The following is a 17421-nucleotide window of genomic DNA, read 5'->3' as shown; positions in this document are numbered from 1 at the left end:
CGTGACGGTCCGCCCGGGCCGGGGCACTACGGACCGCTCAGCGGCCCGGGCGGACCGTCACGTCGTTGATCTCCGCGTCCCTCGGGAGGTCCAGGGCCATGAGGATGGTCGTCGCGACCGACTCGGGGTCGATCCACTTCGACGGGTCGTAGTCCTTGCCCTCCTGCTGGTGGACCTTGGCCTGCATGGGGCTGGCGGTGCGGCCGGGGTAGACGGAGGTGACCCGGACGCCGTTCGCGTGTTCCTCGTGGCGCAGGGAGTCGGCGAGGGCTTTCAGGCCGTGCTTGGAGGCGGCGTACGCGGACCAGTCGGCGTGGGCGTTCAGACCGGCGCCGGAGTTGACGAAGATCACGTGGCCGCGCGTGGCCCGCAGCTGGGGCAGGAAGTGGCGGGTCAGCTCGGCGGGCGCGATCAGGTTGACGTTGAGCTGGTGACGCCAGGACTTGGGGGTCAGGTCGCCGACCCGGCCCAGTTCGACCACGCCCGCGATGTGCAGCAGCGAGTCGACGCGGTCCGGAAGGCTCTGGTGGGAGAACGCCCAGCTCAGCTTGTCGGGGTCGGAGAGGTCGCCGACGAGGGTGCGGGCGCCGGGGAACCCGGCGGCCAGCTCCTTCGCGCGGGCCGCGTCCCGCGCGTGCAGCACGAGCTCGTCCCCGCGCGCGTGCAGGCGGCGGGCGACGGCCGCGCCGATGCCGGAGCCCGCTCCGGTGATCACATGTGTAGCCATGCCCGCCATGCTCGCATCACCGCGCGGTCACGCGATGCCCTGGCTCTCCTCCAGGTAGGCGAGCGCGCCGACCGGCTCCTCGGCGAAGAACACGAGGTCGGTCAGCGGGCGGGGCAGGAAGCCCTCGTCCTCCATGCGCCGGAACTGCTCCTTGAGGCCGTCGTAGAAGCCCGCGGTGTTGAGCAGGACGACCGGCTTCTCGGTCCTGCCGTGCTTCTTCAGCTCCAGGATCTCGGTCGCCTCGTCCAGCGTCCCGGTGCCGCCCACCATGATCACCACGGCGTCGGACTTCTCCAGGAGCAGCCGCTTGCGCTCGGCGAGGTCGCTCGCGATGACCATCTCGTCGGCGCCCGGGCGCGCCTTGGCGGCCAGGAAGTCCACGGAGACGCCGACGAGCCGGCCGCCCGCCTCCTGCACGCCGTCCGCGACGACCTTCATCAGGCCGACGTCGGAGCCGCCCCAGACGAGCGTGTGCCCGCCCTTGCCCAGGAGTCCGGCGAACTCCCGCGCGGGGCGCGTGTAACGGTCGTCGAGGTCGGCGGCGGAGAGGAAGACGCAGATGTTCATGGCGTCCACGGTACGTGGGAACATCCGCCGCCCCGCGCGCGCTGTCCCGGTATGACGCGAGGACACACGATCACCATCGAGCAGGGCACCCGACGGGTCCGGGTGGTGCGCGACGGGCAGGTGCTGGCCGACAGCGAGCGGCCCCTGGTGCTGCGGGAGACCGGCTGCCCCGTGCGGTACTACCTGCCCGCCGAGGACGTCCGGCTCGATCTGCTGACCCCGTCCGGCACCCACACCCACTGCCCCTTCAAGGGCACCGCGTCCTACTGGTCGCTGCCGGACGCGCCCGACCTCGGCTGGGCGTACCCGGACCCGAAGCCGGACGTCGCGGCGATCAAGGACCACCTCTGTTTCTACGACGTCGAAGTGTTGTGACCCCCTGAGCTCCGTCTCCCGTGGCAGTCTCCGGATGCATGGACAAGGAGACCATCTCGCGCGACGGCACGCCCCTCGCGTACCAGCGCACCGGCCGGCGCCCCGCGATCGTACTGATCAGCGGGGGCCATGTCGACGGGCGCCACGACGGCGCCGCTGGCCGCCACCTTGAAGGACCGCTTCGACGTCGTGGTGTTCGACCGCCGGGGACGCGGCGCGAGCGGTGACACACCGCCGTACGCGGTGGCCCGTGAAGTCGAGGACCTGGCGGCGCTGTACGGCATGTCGTCGGGCGGCGCGCTGGCCCTGGAGGCGGCGGCGAGCGGACTGCCGGTGCGCCGGGTCGCGGTCTACGAGCCCCCGTTCGCCGACTTCTCCGCGGGCGGAGCGGAGGAACGCGCCGCGTACAGCGAGAACCTGACGCGGGCGCTGGCCGAGGGTCGGCGCGGGGACGCCGTGGAGCTGTTCCTGCGGCTCACCGGGATGGAGCCGGGGATGATCGCGGGCGCCCCGGCAGTCCCCGATGTGGGCCGAGATGGAGGCGATCGCGCCGAGTCTCGCCCACGACGACGCGGTGATGGACGACGGTCTGGTGCCGCGCGAGCGCCTGCGCGAGGTCTACGTGCCCGTGCTGGCCCTCGCGGGCGCGATGAGCCCCGCCTGGCTTCGCGAGGCGGCACGGGCCGTCGCGGAGGCGGTGCCCCAGGGCACCTACCGGGCCTTGGAGGACCAGAACCACATGGTCGAGCCCCAGGTGCTGGGCCCGGTGCTCGCGGAGTTCCTCACGGGCTGACCGAGCCTCAGGCGCCCTCCTCGGGTTCAGGCCACCCCGGCCGTCGCCCGCACCGTCGACGCGATGGTCGCCGAGCCGACCACGCGGGTCCCGTCGTACAGCACGATCGCCTGGCCGGGGCGACGCCGCGGACCGGCTCGGTGAAGTGCACGCGCAGTTCGCCGTCGACGACCTCGGCGGTCACCTCGGTCTCGCCGCCGTGGGCGCGCAGCTGGGCGGTGTCGGTGCCGGGGCCGGCGGGGGCCGTGCCGCACCAGCGGGGCTTGATGGCGGTGAGGGCGGAGACGACGAGGGCCTCGGCCGGGCCGACGGTGACCATGTTGTTCACGGGCGAGATGTCGAGGACGTAGCGCGGCTTGCCGTCGGCGGCGGGGGTGCCGAGCCGCAGGCCGCCGATGGTGAAGCCGTAGGCGCCCTCGTGGGTGCCCAGCTTGTTGCCGGACTCGTCGACGATGTCGCCCTCGGCCTTGCCCAGTCGCCTCGCCAGGAACCCCTGGGTGTCGCCGTCGGCGATGAAGCAGATGTCGCGGGAGTCCTCCTTCTCTGGTCCACTACCATTCGGAGGCCTGGTTGAGTTCGCGGGGTGTCGTCCTCATTAACGATCACTTGCGCGCGGCTTCCCGTGCAGGCCGCATCGAGGCCGAGCGCCAGCTAGTGCCTTGTCGAGGAGACAGCTCCGCGCCACAGTCGCGGCTCCTCCTGCGCGAACTGGCGTTCGCGCACGTCTGCGTCGGGTAGCGCGAGCCGGATGGCCCGTCGGAAAGCCGCTCCGTGGCCGGGGTACTTGAGGTGGCAGAGCTCATGGATCAGGACGAGGTCCACCAGGGCGACCGGCAGCTGTATCACCGCCCAGTGCACGGTGATCACGCCCTCAGGAGAACAGGCACCCCAGCGACGGCCGAGGTCCCGCACCTCGATGCCCGCCGGATCACGCACTCCGGCCAGTGCCGCCAGCGGCTGCAGCCGCGCAGTGAGCCAGCGCGCCCCGCGGCTGCTGTACCACTCCACAAGGGGCCCCGCATCAGCGGCGGCCGACCGCGATCGGGGTAGCTCCAGCCATCCCTGTCGCAGTCGTACGTGACTGCTGCCGTCGTCGGGAGTGAGCCTGAGCCGGTACCGGCGGCCCAGGTAGGCGAAGCCCTCGCCGCCGATCAGGTCCCTGACCGGTTCGGCCGCCCGCAGCTCCTGACGGCGGCGGACCTCGGCGGCGAGACGCGGCATCCGGCCCCGCACCGCGTCGGCGATCTCTTTCGGATCTGCGCCTGCGGGAATCGCGAAGAGCACTCGGCCGTCCTCGGCGATCTCGATGCCGAGGGTGCGGCGCCGTGGCCGCACGACGACATCCCACCGCCACCCCCTGGGCACAGGGAGATCAGCGATGGCCTGTTCGACGACGGTGCTCACCCACTCTTCCTACCATCCGGCAACGACATCACCCTGCCTGGCAGTCATCAGCGGTCACCGCGTCAGGTGTCCCCGCCGTCCGCCTCGTCGCGCGGCTGGTATCCAAGGAAGTACTCATACCTCTCCACGGCCAGCTCTGTCAGTTGGCTCGCGAGGTCGCCGATGTCGTCCCAGTCCATGTCGAGCCAGATCTCCAGCTGCTCGCAGAGTTCGCTGCGCATGCGGTTACGGGCAGCGACCTGCGTGTGTATCTGCGGACGCCGCACGAGCACCGACATCTCCTCGGTAAGACCGCGGGCCGCCCGGATCAGATCGGTGCCCGGCGGCCACGGTTCCCGCACGGCGTTCTCGGCGTGCTGCTGGAGCAGTCCGAGGACCAGCCGTTCGGTCCGGGAGTCGAGGCCGTCGTCGTTCTCCGGCTCCCGCTCCGCCGCGGCCACGTCCCCGACCAGACGCTTCAGGTCGGCCGCAGCCTGCTCGAAGTCGTCCTCCATCCGCGCGATGACCTCTTCGAGCCGGAGGCTGAACCGCTGGTAGCCCGCCCGGTCGCCGCCGATCTTCGCGGTGATGCGCAGCTTCAGCGAGCCTGTCATGTACGAGCACCGCGCCCGGGGGTCGGCATTCGCGTCGACCCGTTCCATGAACTCCGGGTCGGTGAGCTCGACGGGTGGGATCCGCTGCCGGATCCCGGTGGTCTCGATGTGCTGCGAGATGAGCCGGCGCACCTTGGCCCCGTAGCGGCGCGGGCTGAACTGTTCGCGGCCGTCGAGGTAGCGGCGCCTGGCCATGTACTGGAGTGCGCCCAACTGACCGGCCAGTTCCCGGTACTTCAGCGCCTCCGGGTCCGGCAGGACCGCATTAAGCGCGGTCAGGAAGTCACGGACGCGCTCGTCGAACTCACCCCGCAGCAGCGGGTCTTCGAGGCGCCGGCCGAGGAAGTTCTCCCACTGGGACTCGTCGCCGGGGTCGGTGACGTTCTGCCCGGCCAGGAAGCGGGTGACCTTCGTCCCGAGGTCTTCCAGGAGGGCCTTGGCGGCGGCGTCGGACCGCAGCAGCAGTCCGTCCCGGTCCGGGGTGCGGCCGTCCGGCTGCGGTCCGTCGTAGTCCGGCTGGAGGTGGTCCACGGAGACGTTCCGGTAACCGAGGACGTGCCGCAGGTGCTCCTGGTCGTAGGAGGCGAGCGAGCGGGCCAGTTCGGGACCGATGCCGACGTAGTCGACGACACGGCCCCACTTCTTGGCCGGATAGGGCCGGTTGGTGCGGGCCACGGCCTGCAGCAGTCCCGCGCCGGACAGCTTGCAGTCCAGGTAGAGGACCTGCTCGACAGGTGCGTCGAAGCCGGTGAGCAGCATCGACTGGACCACCAGGAAGGCCATGGTCTCCGGTGACGCGCCGCCCTCCGTGTCCGGCGAAGCGGGCGGTCCGCTGTCCGCGGGCAGGTCGAGATCGACGTTCCACACCTGGCCGCCGCTCGCCGGCGTGCCGACGCCGGACGGCTGCAGCCCGTGCGTCCTCACGTTCCATGCCGGGTCGGCCGTGATGTCGCGCGGAGGCAGCCCTCTCTTGAAGCGTTCGATGTGCGCGTCCTGGCAGCTCTTGGTGATCCACGGCCGCCACGACTCCGGATCGCTGCCGCCCTGGCCCGCCGGGGAGATGACGACGGCCGCCTCGAGCGTTCTCAGCACCTCGCGGTCCGGCAGGAGCATGAGGAGCGCCCGCTCCTCCTCGTCGGCTTCGAGGGCGGCCATGGGGTCGGCGATCAGGGCCGGGTCGAGCGCGTCCAGGCGGGCGACCAGTCGGTCGCGGGCGGTGAGCAGCGCGGTGCGGTAGCGGACCGCGGCGAGCCGGGAGACGGTGGCGATCTGCGCCCCGAAGCGGTCGGGCAACGCCGTGCGGGCCCAGTGGTCGAGCATGTGCTCGGCCTTGGCCTCGATCACCGAAGGGGCTTCCAGAATCTCCTTGCGGCGTCCGAACTTCCGCAGCACCTTGGCCCGCAGCTCCGGATCGGACGGCACCTTCTCGTCGAACCGGGCGTCGAGGGCGGCCTGCTCGATGACATCGAGCGGTACGGCGTACGCCTCGTAGCGGACGGGCACGACGGACCGGTCGAGTTCGGCGTCGCGCAGGGTGTACGTGTCGGCGTACGGGCCGAAGATCTCCTCACTGCGTTTGCGGTTGCTGCTGATCACCGGGGTGCCGGTGAAGCCTACGAAGGCGGCGCGCGGCAGCATGGCCCGCCAGCGGGCGTGCTGCCACTTGTCCTGGCCCCGGTGGGCCTCGTCGACGAGGACGACGACATGGTGGTGGGGATTGGCGACCCGGTTCTGTACGTATCCCTCGTTCTCGCCACCGTCCTCGTCATCGTCGGGGACGGTGTCGGGCAGTGACTCTTCCCGGCCGTCGTACGCGGTGTCGTCGCGCTGCGCCTTCTGCAGGGTGACGAGGACGACGTCCCCGACGTCCACCTCCAGGTACTTCCTGGCCTGCTTGATGCCCGGCGCGCGGTGCACCTTCTCCTCGGTGGCGGCGAGGCTCGCCCGGATCTGCTTCTCCAGGTCGAGGCGGTCGGTGACCACGACCACCTTGTGTGACTTCAGAGCGGGACGGCTGCGCAGGTGCCGGACCAGGAACGCCATGGTCAGGCTCTTGCCGGAGCCCTGGGTGTGCCAGACGACACCGCCCCGGTGGCTGACGGCCAGGCCGGCCGCCGCCTTGCGGTCCCGCTCCTCCAGCTTCCGTGTGAGTGCCTTCACCGCCTTGAACTGCTGGTGGCGACCGACCAGTTTGACCGTGCGGTGCCCGCTGCCGAGCCGGGTGGTGAAGTCCCTTACCAGGTCGAGGAGATGGGCCGGGCGCAGCATCCCGGCGACCAGGATCTCCTGGTCGGTGAGGGCTGCCGACGTGGGCTTGCGCACCTCCTCGCGTACCCGGTCCTCGCTCACGGGCGCGACCGTGCGCCAGGGGGCGAAGTGCCGGGGTTCGGCGGTGACCGTTCCGGTCTCGGCGTGGTCACGGTCGGTGCCGACCAGGACCTGCGCGAAGCGGACGAACTCGGGTACGGCGGCCGGAGAGTTGACGCCCGCGTACCGGAGCACCTGGTCGACGGCGTCGTCCAGGGCGGCCCGCACGTCTCCCTGGGGGCCGGACACCACGGGCGCCTTGCACTCGATCACCACCCAGGGCAGCCCGTTGACGAACAGCACGAGGTCGGGCGTGACGGGAGCGGCGTCCTGGCGCTCGATCCGGAACTGGGAGACGACGAGCAGGTCGTTGCCGCCGCCGGGAGTGTCCGGCTGCTCCCCGAACTCGCCGTCCCAGTCGACGAGCCGTACGTGTTCGGGGTCGCCCTTCGTCCAGCCCGGCAGGGTGCGGGCGTTGCGGCCCTTGCGCAGGAGGTCGGTCACCTCCAGGTTCCCGGCGACACCGCGTTCCTTCGGGCCCTGCCCCGGCGCGGTGCCCTGGACCAGGGCGAGGAGGTAATCCAACTGCGCGTCGCTCAGCCAGAGTTTTCCGTCCGACGGCCTCGGGTTGATCCTGGCCACGGCGGCCTTGAACCGGTCCGCGTACACGACGGTCTCGAAGCTCGTACGGTCCGAGGCGCCCGGCACGGTGGCGGGTCCGGCGCTCGGGCCGCCCCGGAGGTGGGCCCAGCCCATCGCCGTCAGCTGCTCGATCAGCGGCCGCTCGGTCCTGACGTACTCCGGCTGCTCCGCCACGCGCCTGCCCTCCCCGGCCACCCGCCTCGATCCCCGCCCTCCGGTACGGGACAGGAGATCGAAACTCTATCGGCGGCCGGGGAGCTTGGCGCGAAATGCGCTCGGATCAGGCGGCGAGCACGGGTGAGGGTGGCCGGAAACCGTCCCCGAGGGCAAGTTCGAACCAGATGGTCTTGCCGCCCGGCCCGCCGTTCGGCCCGTCGACGGACCCGCAGCCGCCCCACCGGTCGGCGAGACTCTCGATGATCGGCAGCCCACGTCCGGAGGAAGCGGCGGGATCGGGCATCGCCGCGCCCGGCGCGAACGGAGGCAGATCCGGACTCGCGTCCCACACGCTCACCCGCAGCGCGGGGCACAGCCACTGCATCCGGACGATGACCGGGCCTTTCGTGTGCCGCACCGAGTTGGTGGCGAGTTCACAGGTCAACAGCTCCGCCCGGTCGGCGAGTTCGCCGATCCCGTGCGCGTGGAGTACGGCACGGAGGGTGCCCCGGACGATCCGTGGACCGCGCGGGTCGCAGGGGAGGTGGAGTTCGTACACCCAGGGGGCGGTGAACGGGAGCGGGACGGGGTGGTCGCCGTAGCCGACGTCGTAACTGACGGGGTAGGTCGATTCGTTGCTCGGTTCAGTGCTCTGTTCGTTGCTGCTCACGACGGTCTACCTCCGTGGTGCGGAACGGGTTCTTTGGGAGGGGGCGCCTGCTTGCGAACTGCCGGACGGCGGTGGCAGTGCCGGGACCCTGCCTTCCGGAGGGCAGGGGGCCGGTGCGCTTCCGCCGGGCGGCTGGAACACGAATGGCGCGCTACACAATGTAGAGCTGCTCACATAACCCGTGCCATGTCTTGAACTGGAACGAGTGAATAATTAGATTTGGTTGGACCCGACCCACCAGCGTCGGCACACTGTGCGCGAGCAAGGAGGCTGCAAATGGCACCGAAGCACCAGCCCACGATCCGTCAGCGCCGACTCGGCGCCGAGCTGCGACGGCTCAGAGAGTCCGCAGGCATGCCCGCTCCCAGGGCAGCCGAGTTGTTGGGCACCGACCGCACCAACATCTCCAACATCGAGGCTGGTAGGTACGGCATCAGCGAGGATCGTCTGCGTCGGCTCGTGAGCATCTACGAGTGCGACGACGAGGAACTCATCGACGCCCTGGCGTCCATGACCGGAGGCCGCCGGAGCGGCTGGTGGGAGGAGTACCGGGGCAAGATCCCGCCCGATTTCCTCGACACATCGGAACTGGAGCACTACGCCACGAGCCTCCGCTCAGTCCAGACAGCCCATCTTCCCGGCATCTTCCAGACCGAAGACCACGCGCGCGCCCTCTTTGACTTGTTCATCCCGACCCTGCCCCGCCTCGAGGTGGAACTCCGCATCGCTCATCGGCTGGCGCGGCATGCACGAATCGCAGACGAGCCCGGCATCCCGTACATCGGTCTCATCCACGAATCGGCGCTGCGTATGCAGGTGGGCGGGCGCAAGGTAGCCAAAGCCCAGCTCACTCGCCTGCTGGAAGAAGGTGAGCGTGACAACGTCACTCTCCGGGTCATCCCGTTCACGGCAGGTGGCTTCCCCATGGCCGGCGACTCCGTGATGTACGCGGCGGGCCTCAGCCCTCACCTGGACACAGTCCTGGTCGACTCCCCGCTCGGCGCCACTTTCTTCCACTCCTCCACTCAACTCGCCAACTTCCGTCGGCGACTGGACGCGATCGAACAGGTGGCGTTGAATCCAAAGCAGTCATCAGATGCCATCGCCGAAATCGCCAACGACCTGTAAGAGGTGCCCGTCGTGTCCGCCCTGAAGTGGTTCAAGTCCTCCTACTCCGAGGCCAGTGGCAACAACTGCGTTGAGGTCGCCTGGATGCAGACAGGGGTCGCCCTGCGGGACAGCAAACGCCCGGCGAATGTGATCGTCATGGACCGGGCGTCGCTTGGTGCGCTGATAGAAAGCCTCAGGTCCGGTTCACTCGGGTCCGACCGCTGAGCAGGTCTTCGATCACGCCCTGCTGGATCGTGCGGAGCTTGGCAATCTGCCCATGCAGAGAATCGACTGCGCGGATTCCTGTACGCCAGGTCTCTACGATCTTCCGCTGCTCCTCGATGGGCACCACCGGGAACGGGGCATCCGCCAGCAGTTTTGAGTTGATCGTGTAGAGGCCGGAACTCGTAGCGCACCGGCTGATCCAGTACGAGCGAACAGCCTCCGAGTTCAGCCACAACATCGCGAACTCCGGTACAACCTCGTCGCGGTCGAACCTGAGCCGGAAGAGGTGGTTCTGGTAGAGCAGCCCCTCTTCGGCAGGACCGACCAAAGCAGCACGACCGATTTGCTCAGGATTCGCATGCCCTTCGACGACCAGGACGTCACCGGCCACGAGCTCGTACCTCGGGCGGTCGTTACTCGTCGATTCCAGGGCAGCGACGTCCGAGGTGTCGATCCATCCCATCCGCACGTTGGCCACGCGCAGGTAACCAGTGGCCCGCTTCTGCGGGGCACGATGCGCCCCCAGCGTGATGCCTGGGTCACAGGAGACCATCATCGTCTCCAGCGTCGTACCTGAGCTGTCCTGACTCCGAAGCAGTGCGGACACTGCGGCCGAGAGCAGGGTGCTTCGCTTTTGGGCAACGCGTTCGAGGTCCCCGATCCGCCGCTCGAACACCTCGTGCGCGGCGACGATGTCGCGTTGTTCGGCCAGCGGCGGAACTCCGATCTCCAGCGCGTTGAGTCGGTTCGTGTCCAGGCGCCCCGTGCCATGGCTGGTCTCCTCGACCATGCTCAAGATTGTCGGGGTCAGTACTCGCATGGCATACGCCAGGTAAAACGGATCGATGCTCTCGTCTGGGACAAGCGCCTTGCAGTCCTGGCCGAAGGCAACTTCGCGCTGCGTCACCCCAATTCGGAACTCCGACTTGAGGCTCATCCCTCTCACAATGAAAAGCACGGCGCCCTTGTCGACCAACCGTGAGCCGTTCTCGGCCCCAAGCCGGGTAACACGGCGCTCAGAATCCGTGATGCGGAACTGCTTCAGGCTCGCGCCGCTGATCCACGGGATGTCTCCGTCCCAATACGCTCCGTTCGAAGTGCTCGGCGTTCCTCCGGACATCCACCGACCGGCATCCGCCAAGCTGACCCGCTGCCACTGCTCAGGCCAGGAAAAGCTTCCGGTCTGCACCGTCTCAACGCCCATAACCCAGCACCCCCAGCCACTCCGCAAGCCTCTTTGCCGCGTCGCGGCTGGCGTCCTCCAGGTCCGTCAGCGACACCTCGTACTTCTCGGCCCAGCGTCGGAAGGAAGCAACGATCTCGCGGCGGCCCGCCGCCAACGCCGCGTTCAGGCGGTCGGACAGGTCACGGCGGAGGACCGTCAGGACGATGCTCTCCGGGCCGCCCTCCTCTGCCTTCTTCAGGTCCGCCGCCGCCTTCAGGTCCGGCAGGAAACGGTCATCCAGCGCCTTGCGCTTCTTGCGCGCCGCCGTCAGGGCCTTCTTGGCCGCCGTCAACGCCTTGTCCAAGGCGGCGAGTTCCTCCGGGGCGACCAGCTCCGCCGGTTCACCGGAGTCGGACTCGTCGTCCGTGTCCGTACCCGCATCCGCCACCGCCGCCCTCGACTCAGCCGCCGTCTTCGCCGCGGCCTCCGCCTCCGCGAGGGCCTTGTCGGCCGCCTTGACCGCGTCCAGGAACTCCGGGATCAGCTCCCGTACCACCGGCTGGTCAAGGGCCCTGCGGCGCTCGGCAGGGGAGACCGACGTGCGCTTCGCGTCGTCCGCGCCGCCCCCCGGGACCGCCGGGTCGACGATCGCCTCGACGGAGTCGACCCAGCCTTCCAGGACCCGCTCGAAGCCGCCCGCCGCAAGGGCCTTCATGTCGTAGCGGTTCTCCGTCCACCACGCAGCGATGATGCCGGCGGTCGTGAACTCGTCGAGGACCCCGGCTCCGCCGACCGCGGTCGTGAACCCGTCGAGAAGCCCGCTGCGCAGTCCCATCAGTTTCCGGTCCGCCGCGAGCCGTGCGAAGAGACCGGAACTCTTCGACCACCACTCGTCGAACGTCTCGCGCAGCTCCGCCTCCCGCGCGTACGTCAGTCGCGGAATACGGGCGGCCGTGGCCTCTGCGCCTTCCGGCAGGAAGTCGTAGTACTCGCCTGAGCCCTCCCGGCGCGCGAACAGCGAACCGGCATCGACTCCGTACGCCTTGAACAGCCTCTCCTTCGCCGCAACCTCGGCAACCGGCACGCCCCCGTACAGATGCGCCCGTACGTCCTGCGGCTCCGCAGGCGGCGAGTTGTCCACCCAGCGGCGGATGTTGAAGTTCGCCTCGGGGACGCCCTTCGCGTCGAGGGCGAGGAGTTCGTCGCGGTGGACCTCGCGCGAGTAGCCGTCGATGAGGCGCCATTCGCGGAAGACCGTCACGATCTTCTCGATGTGTTCGGGGCCGAGTTCGTTCTGGTTGCGGCCGGGCGTGAAGTCCCGGTCGGCGTTGATGAAGAGGACCTTCTCCAGGCGCTTCGGGTCGGTCTTCCCGTGCGGGGGCCGCAGGATCAGGATGCAGGCTGGGACGCCCGCGCCGTAGAACAGGTTCGGGCCGAGGCCGATGACAGCCTCCACGCAGTCCGCGCGGAGCATCCCGATGCGGATCTCGCGTTCCTTGCCGCCCCGGAAGAGCACCCCGTACGGCATGACGACGGCCGCTCGTCCGCCGTCCTCCTCCAGAACCGACACCATGTGCTGGACGAACATCAGGTCGGCCTTCTTGCCGCTCCCCGGCGTCCAGCCCCAGTGCATCCGCTTGCCGTGGTCCTCGTCGGCCTTGGCGACGGCGTCCTCGTCGTACGGGAGCGAGAACGGAGGGTTCGACAGGATCGCCGAGAACTTGCGCAGCCGCCCGTTCTCGTCGAGATGGAGTGGCTCGGCGAGGGTGTCACCGTGCTGGAGGTCGAAGGTGTGGATGCCGTGCAGGACCATGTTCATGCTGGCCATGGACCAGGACGGGCCGTTCTTGTCCTGCCCGTTGACCGACAGTTCCTCGGGGTCTCCGCCGTGTTCCTCGACGTGCTCGCGGGCCGCGATCAGCATGCCGCCGGAGCCCGCGCACGGGTCGTACACCGACTCCCCGGGCTGCGGGTCGACGAGGCGCACCATCATCCGCACCACCGAACGCGGCGTGTAGAACTCACCGCCGCGCTGGCCGGCCGAGTCCGCGAACCGGCCGAGAAGGTACTCGTAGGCAGCACCCAGCATGTCGGGGAACTCGAAGTCCTCGTTGCGCAGCCGGTAGAGGCTGAAGTGCCGGATCAGTGACCGGAGTTCGGGATCGGTGAAGCGCGGCTTGGTACCGACCACCTCGTTGAAGCTGATGTGCGAGGCGATGCCCGCGAGCAGGTCGTTGCCCTCCTGGAGCGCCACCAGAGCCTCGTCGAGGCCCTGGCCGACCTTCTCGGTCAGGGCCATGATGCCGGGCGCCGGGCTCTGCGGTTTCTCCGGATCGTGGTGTGGTCCACGCCACCAGCGGGCCCGCGGCGGCACGTAGAAGACGCGGGGGTAGGCGGCCGGATTGTTCGCCTTGGCCAGCGCCTTCGTCTCGTCGCCGCCGGTCTGCGCGAGCCGCTCCTCGTAGACCCGCTTCCACTCCGGCTCGAACTCGTCCGAGGCCCGCTTCAGGAAGAGCATCCCGAAGATGAAGTCGCGGTACTCGGAGGCGTCCATCCGGCCGCGCAGGATGTCGGCGGCCGAGAAGAGATGGCGTTCGAGCTCGGGCAGGGTGATTCGGGCCACGCGCGGATCCTTCGTACGGAAATGGAGGTACTACGGAAGAGTAGACGGCCCTCGAGCCAAGGAGCCAACCGCCCATAACCGAACATTCAGGGCGGCATGACCAGGGGTGTGACGCCGCCGCTCAGATCTTCACGATGCCCAGACTGACCAGGAGTCGCCACACGTCGGTGGACGGGTCCCGGTTCAGGACGTCGCAGTCCTTGGCATGTCCGGAGCGGGCGGCCCGCTCCTTCGCCGAGCGGCCGTACTTCGGCTCCTCAAACGTGGCGTTGGCGGGCTTGCACGAACCGTGCTCGCACTGACCGACCAGGGCACGCGCGTGCTGCACCGCCGCCTTCTCCTTGTCCTTCAGCACCTTGGTACGGAGGTCATTCAGACCTTTGTCGGGCTTGTCGAACCGCTTGTACGCGGGGTCGGCCTTGCGCAGCTTCTCCAGGACGTACGTGTTCTTCGCCGCGCCCTGGGCGCCGCCGAAGGGCTGGAAGTGCAGCAGCAACCACAGTTCGAAGGAGGGATGGGAGAAGCAGACCTCGGTGTTCGAGTCCGCTGCGGCCTCGAACGCCTCGGGGATGTCATGGTGGCTGTCCCGGTCGAAGAGCACCCAGGTCTCGTCCTCCCCCTGGGCGGCGTCGACGACCGCCTGGACGGCACGGGACGGGATCAGACCGTCGGCCTTGCGGACCGGCTTGATGGTGAAGGGCGGTCGGCCGGTCTCGTTGTCCCCGCTCCCGAACTCCTTGTTGAGGTACCGCAGGTAGTCGTACTCGGTCACCTCGCCCTCGCACCCCACGTAAAGCACCCGCTCGTGACGTGAGTACTGCAATGGAGGCGCCTGCGGCGGCAGCACCGTGCTCGCCGCGTCCTTCTTCGACCTGCGCCTGCTGCTCATACTCCGTGCCCACCCCGTTCGCTCACGCCGTCGCCGCCGCCTTCTCCTCCAGCCAGGACACCTCGCGGGCGATTTCGCCCGGGGTCACCCGGGGCACCGCTCCGTACCGGCCACGCAGATAGCCCCGCTCCAGGTCCTCGCCCTCCTCCGGATGGGCGGCGACCAGCGGATACAGCTCACTCGCGCCGGACTTCGTCTTGGCGGTGAGCCATACCTGATCGCGGCGGAGCGGACGGTCGAGTACGGCGTTGCCGAGCAGCGTGGCGTCGTGGGTGGTGAAGATCAGCTGGGCGCCCTTGGCGTTGGCCTTACGGTCCTGGAACAGACGGACGACCTCGGCGGCCAGCGTGGGGTGGAGACTGGAGTCGAGTTCGTCGACCAGCAGCGTCGTCCCGTTGTCGAGGACGGTGAGCATCGGGCCGAGGAAAGCGAACCACGCGTGCGTACCGAAGCTTTCCTCGGTGAGGAAGTCGAGGGCCAGCGCTTCCGCCCCCTCCGTCCGGTGCCGAAGAGAGACCGCGCCAGTGTCCGGATCGAGATCGAAGCCGGTGACGCCCAGGTCGGCCGCGGCCAGGAGCTGGACGAGTCGTTCGCGGTAGCCGGTGTCGTCGTGGAGTTCGGTGAGGCGGCGCTTGGTCCAGTCGGCACGGTGGCTGATATCCGCACCCGGGGTCATCAGCCACAGGTTGTTTAGGAACCAGCGGTGCAGGGCGGACAGTTGAGGGTCGTTGAGGGTGGCCGCAGTGGAGAGGAAGAGGGCGTTCGGCCGGGTGAGCGCGACCAGGTCGTCGCGGCGGCCGGTGAAGGCCGGACTCTCGAAGAGGTATTCATCGCCGTCCTCCGCCGGGCGGTCCGCCTCCCTGTCGAACCAGACCTGCCGAATGCCGCCCGGATAGGCGTGCAGCCATTCGGCCTCGACCCGGTCGTCGGAGAGTTCGAAGCCGTACGTGTAACGGACGGGTGTGCGGGCGCCGAGGACCAGGTCGACCTCGAAGAGGGTGGTCTCCTCGGCGCTGACGGCATCCAGCTTGAAGGGCTGCCGGTGAGGCACCCCGGGATACTTGGCCCAGTCCGCGAAGGAGGTGCGTACCGCCTCCCGCATGGCGTGGAACGCGCTGAGCAGGTTGCTCTTGCCGGAGGCGTTCGCACCGAAGATCCCGGCCACGGGTAGCACCAACACGTGCCCGCCGCCGTCCTGAGCGATCCCGCTGTCCCGCGCAATGCTGTCGGAACTGTCTGCTGCAGCGACGAGTGTCAGCTCGGCCTCGTCCCGGATCGAGCGGTGATTCGCCACTCGAAAGCGCAGGAGCACCGTCCACCTCCCGAAGGGGCGGGGAGGTCCCGCCGCCGGCTCACACTGTGCGGACCTTCCGCGACGGCCAGCCTATGCCGGGTGGCCGGACCGTGCCAGCTCCTGCGAGCCCTCGATGATCAGGCTGTGGCAGCTTCCCAGCGAGCCGTCGACGCGATCGTCGCCGAGCCCACCACGCGCGTGCCGTCGTACAGCACGATCGCCTGGCCCGGGGCGACGCCGCGGACCGGCGCGGTGAAGCGGACGTGCAGTTCGCCGTCGATCACCTCCGCCGTCACCTCCGTCTCCCCGCCGTGGGCGCGCAGCTGGGCGGTGTAGGTGCCGGGGCCGGAGGGGGCCGTGCCGCACCAGCGGGGCTTGATCGCGGTGAGGGCACAGACGTCGAGGGCCTCGGCGGGGCCCACCGTGACGGTGTTGTTCACGGGCGAGATGTCGAGGACGTAGCGCGGCTTGCCGTCGGGGGCCGGGGTGCCGATGCGCAGGCCCTTGCGCTGCCCGATGGTGAAGCCGTAGGCGCCCTCGTGGGTGCCCAGCTTGTTGCCCGCCTCGTCGACGATGTCGCCCTCGGCCTTGCCCAGCCGCTTCGCGAGGAACCCCTGGGTGTCGCCGTCGGCGATGAAGCAGATGTCGTGCGAGTCGGGCTTCTTCGCGACCGCCAGGCCGCGGCGCTCGGCCTCCGCGCGGATCTCGTCCTTGGTGGTGACCGTGTCGCCGAGCGGGAACAGGGCGTGGGCCAGCTGCCGGTCGTCCAGGACGCCGAGGACGTACGACTGGTCCTTGGCCATGTCGGAGGCGCGGTGCAGCTCACGGGTGCCGTCCTCGCGGACGATCACCTTCGCGTAGTGGCCGGTGCAGACCGCGTCGAAGCCGAGGGCCAGCGCCTTGTCCAGCAGCGCGGCGAACTTGATCTTCTCGTTGCAGCGCAGGCACGGGTTGGGGGTGCGCCCCGCCTCGTACTCGGCGACGAAGTCCTCGACGACGTCCTCGCGGAAGCGGTCGGCGAGGTCCCAGACGTAGAACGGGATGCCGATGACGTCGGCCGCGCGGCGGGCGTCCCGGGAGTCCTCGATCGTGCAACAGCCCCGCGCGCCCGTACGGAAGGACTGGGGGTTCGCGGAGAGCGCGAGGTGGACGCCGGTCACGTCGTGGCCTGCCTCGGCCGCGCGGGCGGCGGCGACGGCGGAGTCGACACCGCCGGACATGGCGGCGAGGACGCGGAGCGGGCGGGAGCGCTGCGGGGTGTCAGTCATAACCCTTCCAGGGTACGGGGGCGCGGGAACCGGAGCCCGCGAGTATCCGTTCTGGATCACATGGGAGAGACGAAGGACGGCTCGGGGCGGCGGATCGGGCGCCGGTCACTGATCGTGGGCGGGGCGGCGGCCGTGCTGGGCACGGGCGCCGTGCTGGCGCGCGACGAGCTGTCGCGGCTGTGGTATCGGGTGCCGGGGGTGGAGAGGCCCCGGGTGAAGGGCGCGGTCGACTACCGGGGCGCGCGCTGGGTGGCGGCCTCCTCGGCCAACTTCCGCTGGGCGGACCGGCCGGACGACTACGCGATAGACATGGTGGTCGTCCATGTCACCCAGGGCAGTTTCGACAGCGCGGTGCAGGTGTTCCAGGACCCGGAGCACGGCGCCGCGTCGCACTACATCGTCGGGCAGGACGGCCGGATCGCCCAGATGATCCGCGAGCTGGACGTGGCGTACCACGCGGGCAACCGGGACTACAACGAGCGGAGCATCGGCATCGAGCACGCCGGTTTCGTCGACCGCCCGCAGGACCTCACCGACGCGATGTACGCCGCGTCGGCCCGTCTGACGGCGGGGATCTGCCGGCGGTACGGCATCCCGGTCGACCGGGAGCACA

14 protein-coding genes and 2 pseudogenes are annotated in these 17421 nt (G+C 69.5%); 5 read left to right on the top strand and 11 right to left on the bottom strand.

Translation table 11 applies throughout. The features are described from left to right. Nucleotides 1-37 precede the first annotated feature (37 nt). Nucleotides 38-736 carry an SDR family oxidoreductase gene (locus CCN42_RS30380; protein WP_086168253.1) on the bottom strand — a complete coding sequence of 233 codons (699 nt, stop codon included), beginning with the start codon at nt 734-736 and terminating at the stop codon, nt 38-40. A gap of 18 nt (nt 737-754) precedes the next feature. Next, nucleotides 755-1294: an LOG family protein gene (locus CCN42_RS30375; protein WP_169731555.1), complete on the bottom strand. Its 540-nt coding sequence runs from the start codon at nt 1292-1294 to the stop codon at nt 755-757. 51 nt (nt 1295-1345) lie between these two features. Here CCN42_RS30375 and CCN42_RS30370 point away from each other — a divergent pair, with 51 nt between their 5' ends. Both CCN42_RS30370 and CCN42_RS30365 read left to right on the top strand, forming a co-directional pair. After that, nucleotides 1346-1669, top strand: a complete 324-nt coding sequence (locus CCN42_RS30370) for a DUF427 domain-containing protein (RefSeq protein ID WP_086740440.1) — start codon at nt 1346-1348, stop codon at nt 1667-1669. 38 nt (nt 1670-1707) lie between these two features. After that, nucleotides 1708-2462: pseudogene (locus CCN42_RS30365) on the top strand (alpha/beta fold hydrolase). Between the two features lie 26 nt (nt 2463-2488). Here CCN42_RS30365 and CCN42_RS30360 read toward each other — a convergent pair. From CCN42_RS30360 to CCN42_RS30345, 4 genes and pseudogenes are all read right to left on the bottom strand, one after another. Continuing rightward, nucleotides 2489-3113: pseudogene (locus CCN42_RS30360) on the bottom strand (aminomethyltransferase beta-barrel domain-containing protein); the annotation flags it as partial. After that, nucleotides 3114-3866 (bottom strand): M48 family metallopeptidase, encoded by a 753-nt coding sequence (locus tag CCN42_RS30355; protein WP_086740439.1) that lies wholly within the window; start codon nt 3864-3866, stop codon nt 3114-3116. Nucleotides 3867-3928: 62 nt separating this feature from the next. Next, nucleotides 3929-7582 carry a type I restriction endonuclease subunit R gene (locus CCN42_RS30350; RefSeq protein WP_245877533.1) on the bottom strand — a complete coding sequence of 1218 codons (3654 nt, stop codon included), beginning with the start codon at nt 7580-7582 and terminating at the stop codon, nt 3929-3931. A 106-nt stretch (nt 7583-7688) separates the two neighbouring features. Then, nucleotides 7689-8234, bottom strand: coding sequence for an ATP-binding protein (locus tag CCN42_RS30345; RefSeq protein ID WP_086740437.1), 546 nt, complete (start codon nt 8232-8234; stop codon nt 7689-7691). Nucleotides 8235-8510: 276 nt separating this feature from the next. Between CCN42_RS30345 and CCN42_RS30340 the strand changes: the two genes are divergently transcribed. Then, nucleotides 8511-9362, top strand: coding sequence for a helix-turn-helix domain-containing protein (locus CCN42_RS30340; protein ID WP_086740435.1), 852 nt, complete (start codon nt 8511-8513; stop codon nt 9360-9362). A gap of 12 nt (nt 9363-9374) precedes the next feature. Continuing rightward, nucleotides 9375-9569, top strand: coding sequence for a DUF397 domain-containing protein (locus CCN42_RS30335; RefSeq protein ID WP_086740442.1), 195 nt, complete (start codon nt 9375-9377; stop codon nt 9567-9569). On the opposite strand, the gene CCN42_RS30330 is transcribed toward CCN42_RS30335, so the two are convergent. The 5 genes from CCN42_RS30330 to mnmA all read right to left on the bottom strand — a co-directional run bounded on the left by CCN42_RS30330 (nt 9538) and on the right by mnmA (nt 16808). Next, the gene (locus tag CCN42_RS30330; protein ID WP_086740433.1) at nt 9538-10773 is read right to left on the bottom strand and encodes a restriction endonuclease subunit S; all 1236 of its coding nucleotides are present in this window, start codon (nt 10771-10773) and stop codon (nt 9538-9540) included. The genes CCN42_RS30335 and CCN42_RS30330 overlap by 32 nt on opposite strands. After that, entirely contained in the window at nt 10763-13357 is a 2595-nt protein-coding gene (locus tag CCN42_RS30325; RefSeq protein WP_086740431.1) for a type I restriction-modification system subunit M, read from the bottom strand. The genes CCN42_RS30330 and CCN42_RS30325 overlap by 11 nt, the downstream gene beginning before the upstream one ends. Nucleotides 13358-13478: 121 nt before the next feature. Continuing rightward, nucleotides 13479-14246, bottom strand: coding sequence for an RloB family protein (locus CCN42_RS30320; protein WP_086740429.1), 768 nt, complete (start codon nt 14244-14246; stop codon nt 13479-13481). Nucleotides 14247-14268: 22 nt separating this feature from the next. Continuing rightward, nucleotides 14269-15411, bottom strand: a complete 1143-nt coding sequence (locus CCN42_RS30315; RefSeq protein ID WP_245877532.1) for an AAA family ATPase — start codon at nt 15409-15411, stop codon at nt 14269-14271. A gap of 266 nt (nt 15412-15677) precedes the next feature. Next, nucleotides 15678-16808, bottom strand: coding sequence for a tRNA 2-thiouridine(34) synthase MnmA (mnmA, locus tag CCN42_RS30310; protein WP_086740425.1), 1131 nt, complete (start codon nt 16806-16808; stop codon nt 15678-15680). A gap of 60 nt (nt 16809-16868) precedes the next feature. Between mnmA and CCN42_RS30305 the strand changes: the two genes are divergently transcribed. Continuing rightward, on the top strand, nt 16869-17421 hold a 553-nt coding region (locus CCN42_RS30305), incomplete at its 3' end, for an N-acetylmuramoyl-L-alanine amidase (RefSeq protein WP_086740423.1).

Origin of the sequence: Streptomyces glaucescens (assembly GCF_002154375.1) — a bacterium.
GTDB lineage: Bacteria > Actinomycetota > Actinomycetes > Streptomycetales > Streptomycetaceae > Streptomyces > Streptomyces glaucescens.
The sequence above is the reverse complement of the archived record's forward strand: the minus strand, read 5'-3'. Positions and strand labels throughout refer to the sequence as shown.

Excerpts from the sequence above, each read along its gene's own strand:
- mnmA (WP_086740425.1), bottom strand. The coding sequence starts at position 16,808 with ATGACTGACACCCCGCAGCGCTCCCGCCCGCTCCGCGTCCTCGCCGCC.
- CCN42_RS30380 (WP_086168253.1), bottom strand. The coding sequence starts at position 736 with ATGGCGGGCATGGCTACACATGTGATCACCGGAGCGGGCTCCGGCATC.
- CCN42_RS30370 (WP_086740440.1), top strand. The coding sequence starts at position 1,346 with ATGACGCGAGGACACACGATCACCATCGAGCAGGGCACCCGACGGGTC.
- CCN42_RS30375 (WP_169731555.1), bottom strand. The coding sequence starts at position 1,294 with ATGAACATCTGCGTCTTCCTCTCCGCCGCCGACCTCGACGACCGTTAC.
- CCN42_RS30330 (WP_086740433.1), bottom strand. The coding sequence starts at position 10,773 with ATGGGCGTTGAGACGGTGCAGACCGGAAGCTTTTCCTGGCCTGAGCAG.
- CCN42_RS30340 (WP_086740435.1), top strand. The coding sequence starts at position 8,511 with ATGGCACCGAAGCACCAGCCCACGATCCGTCAGCGCCGACTCGGCGCC.
- CCN42_RS30320 (WP_086740429.1), bottom strand. The coding sequence starts at position 14,246 with ATGAGCAGCAGGCGCAGGTCGAAGAAGGACGCGGCGAGCACGGTGCTG.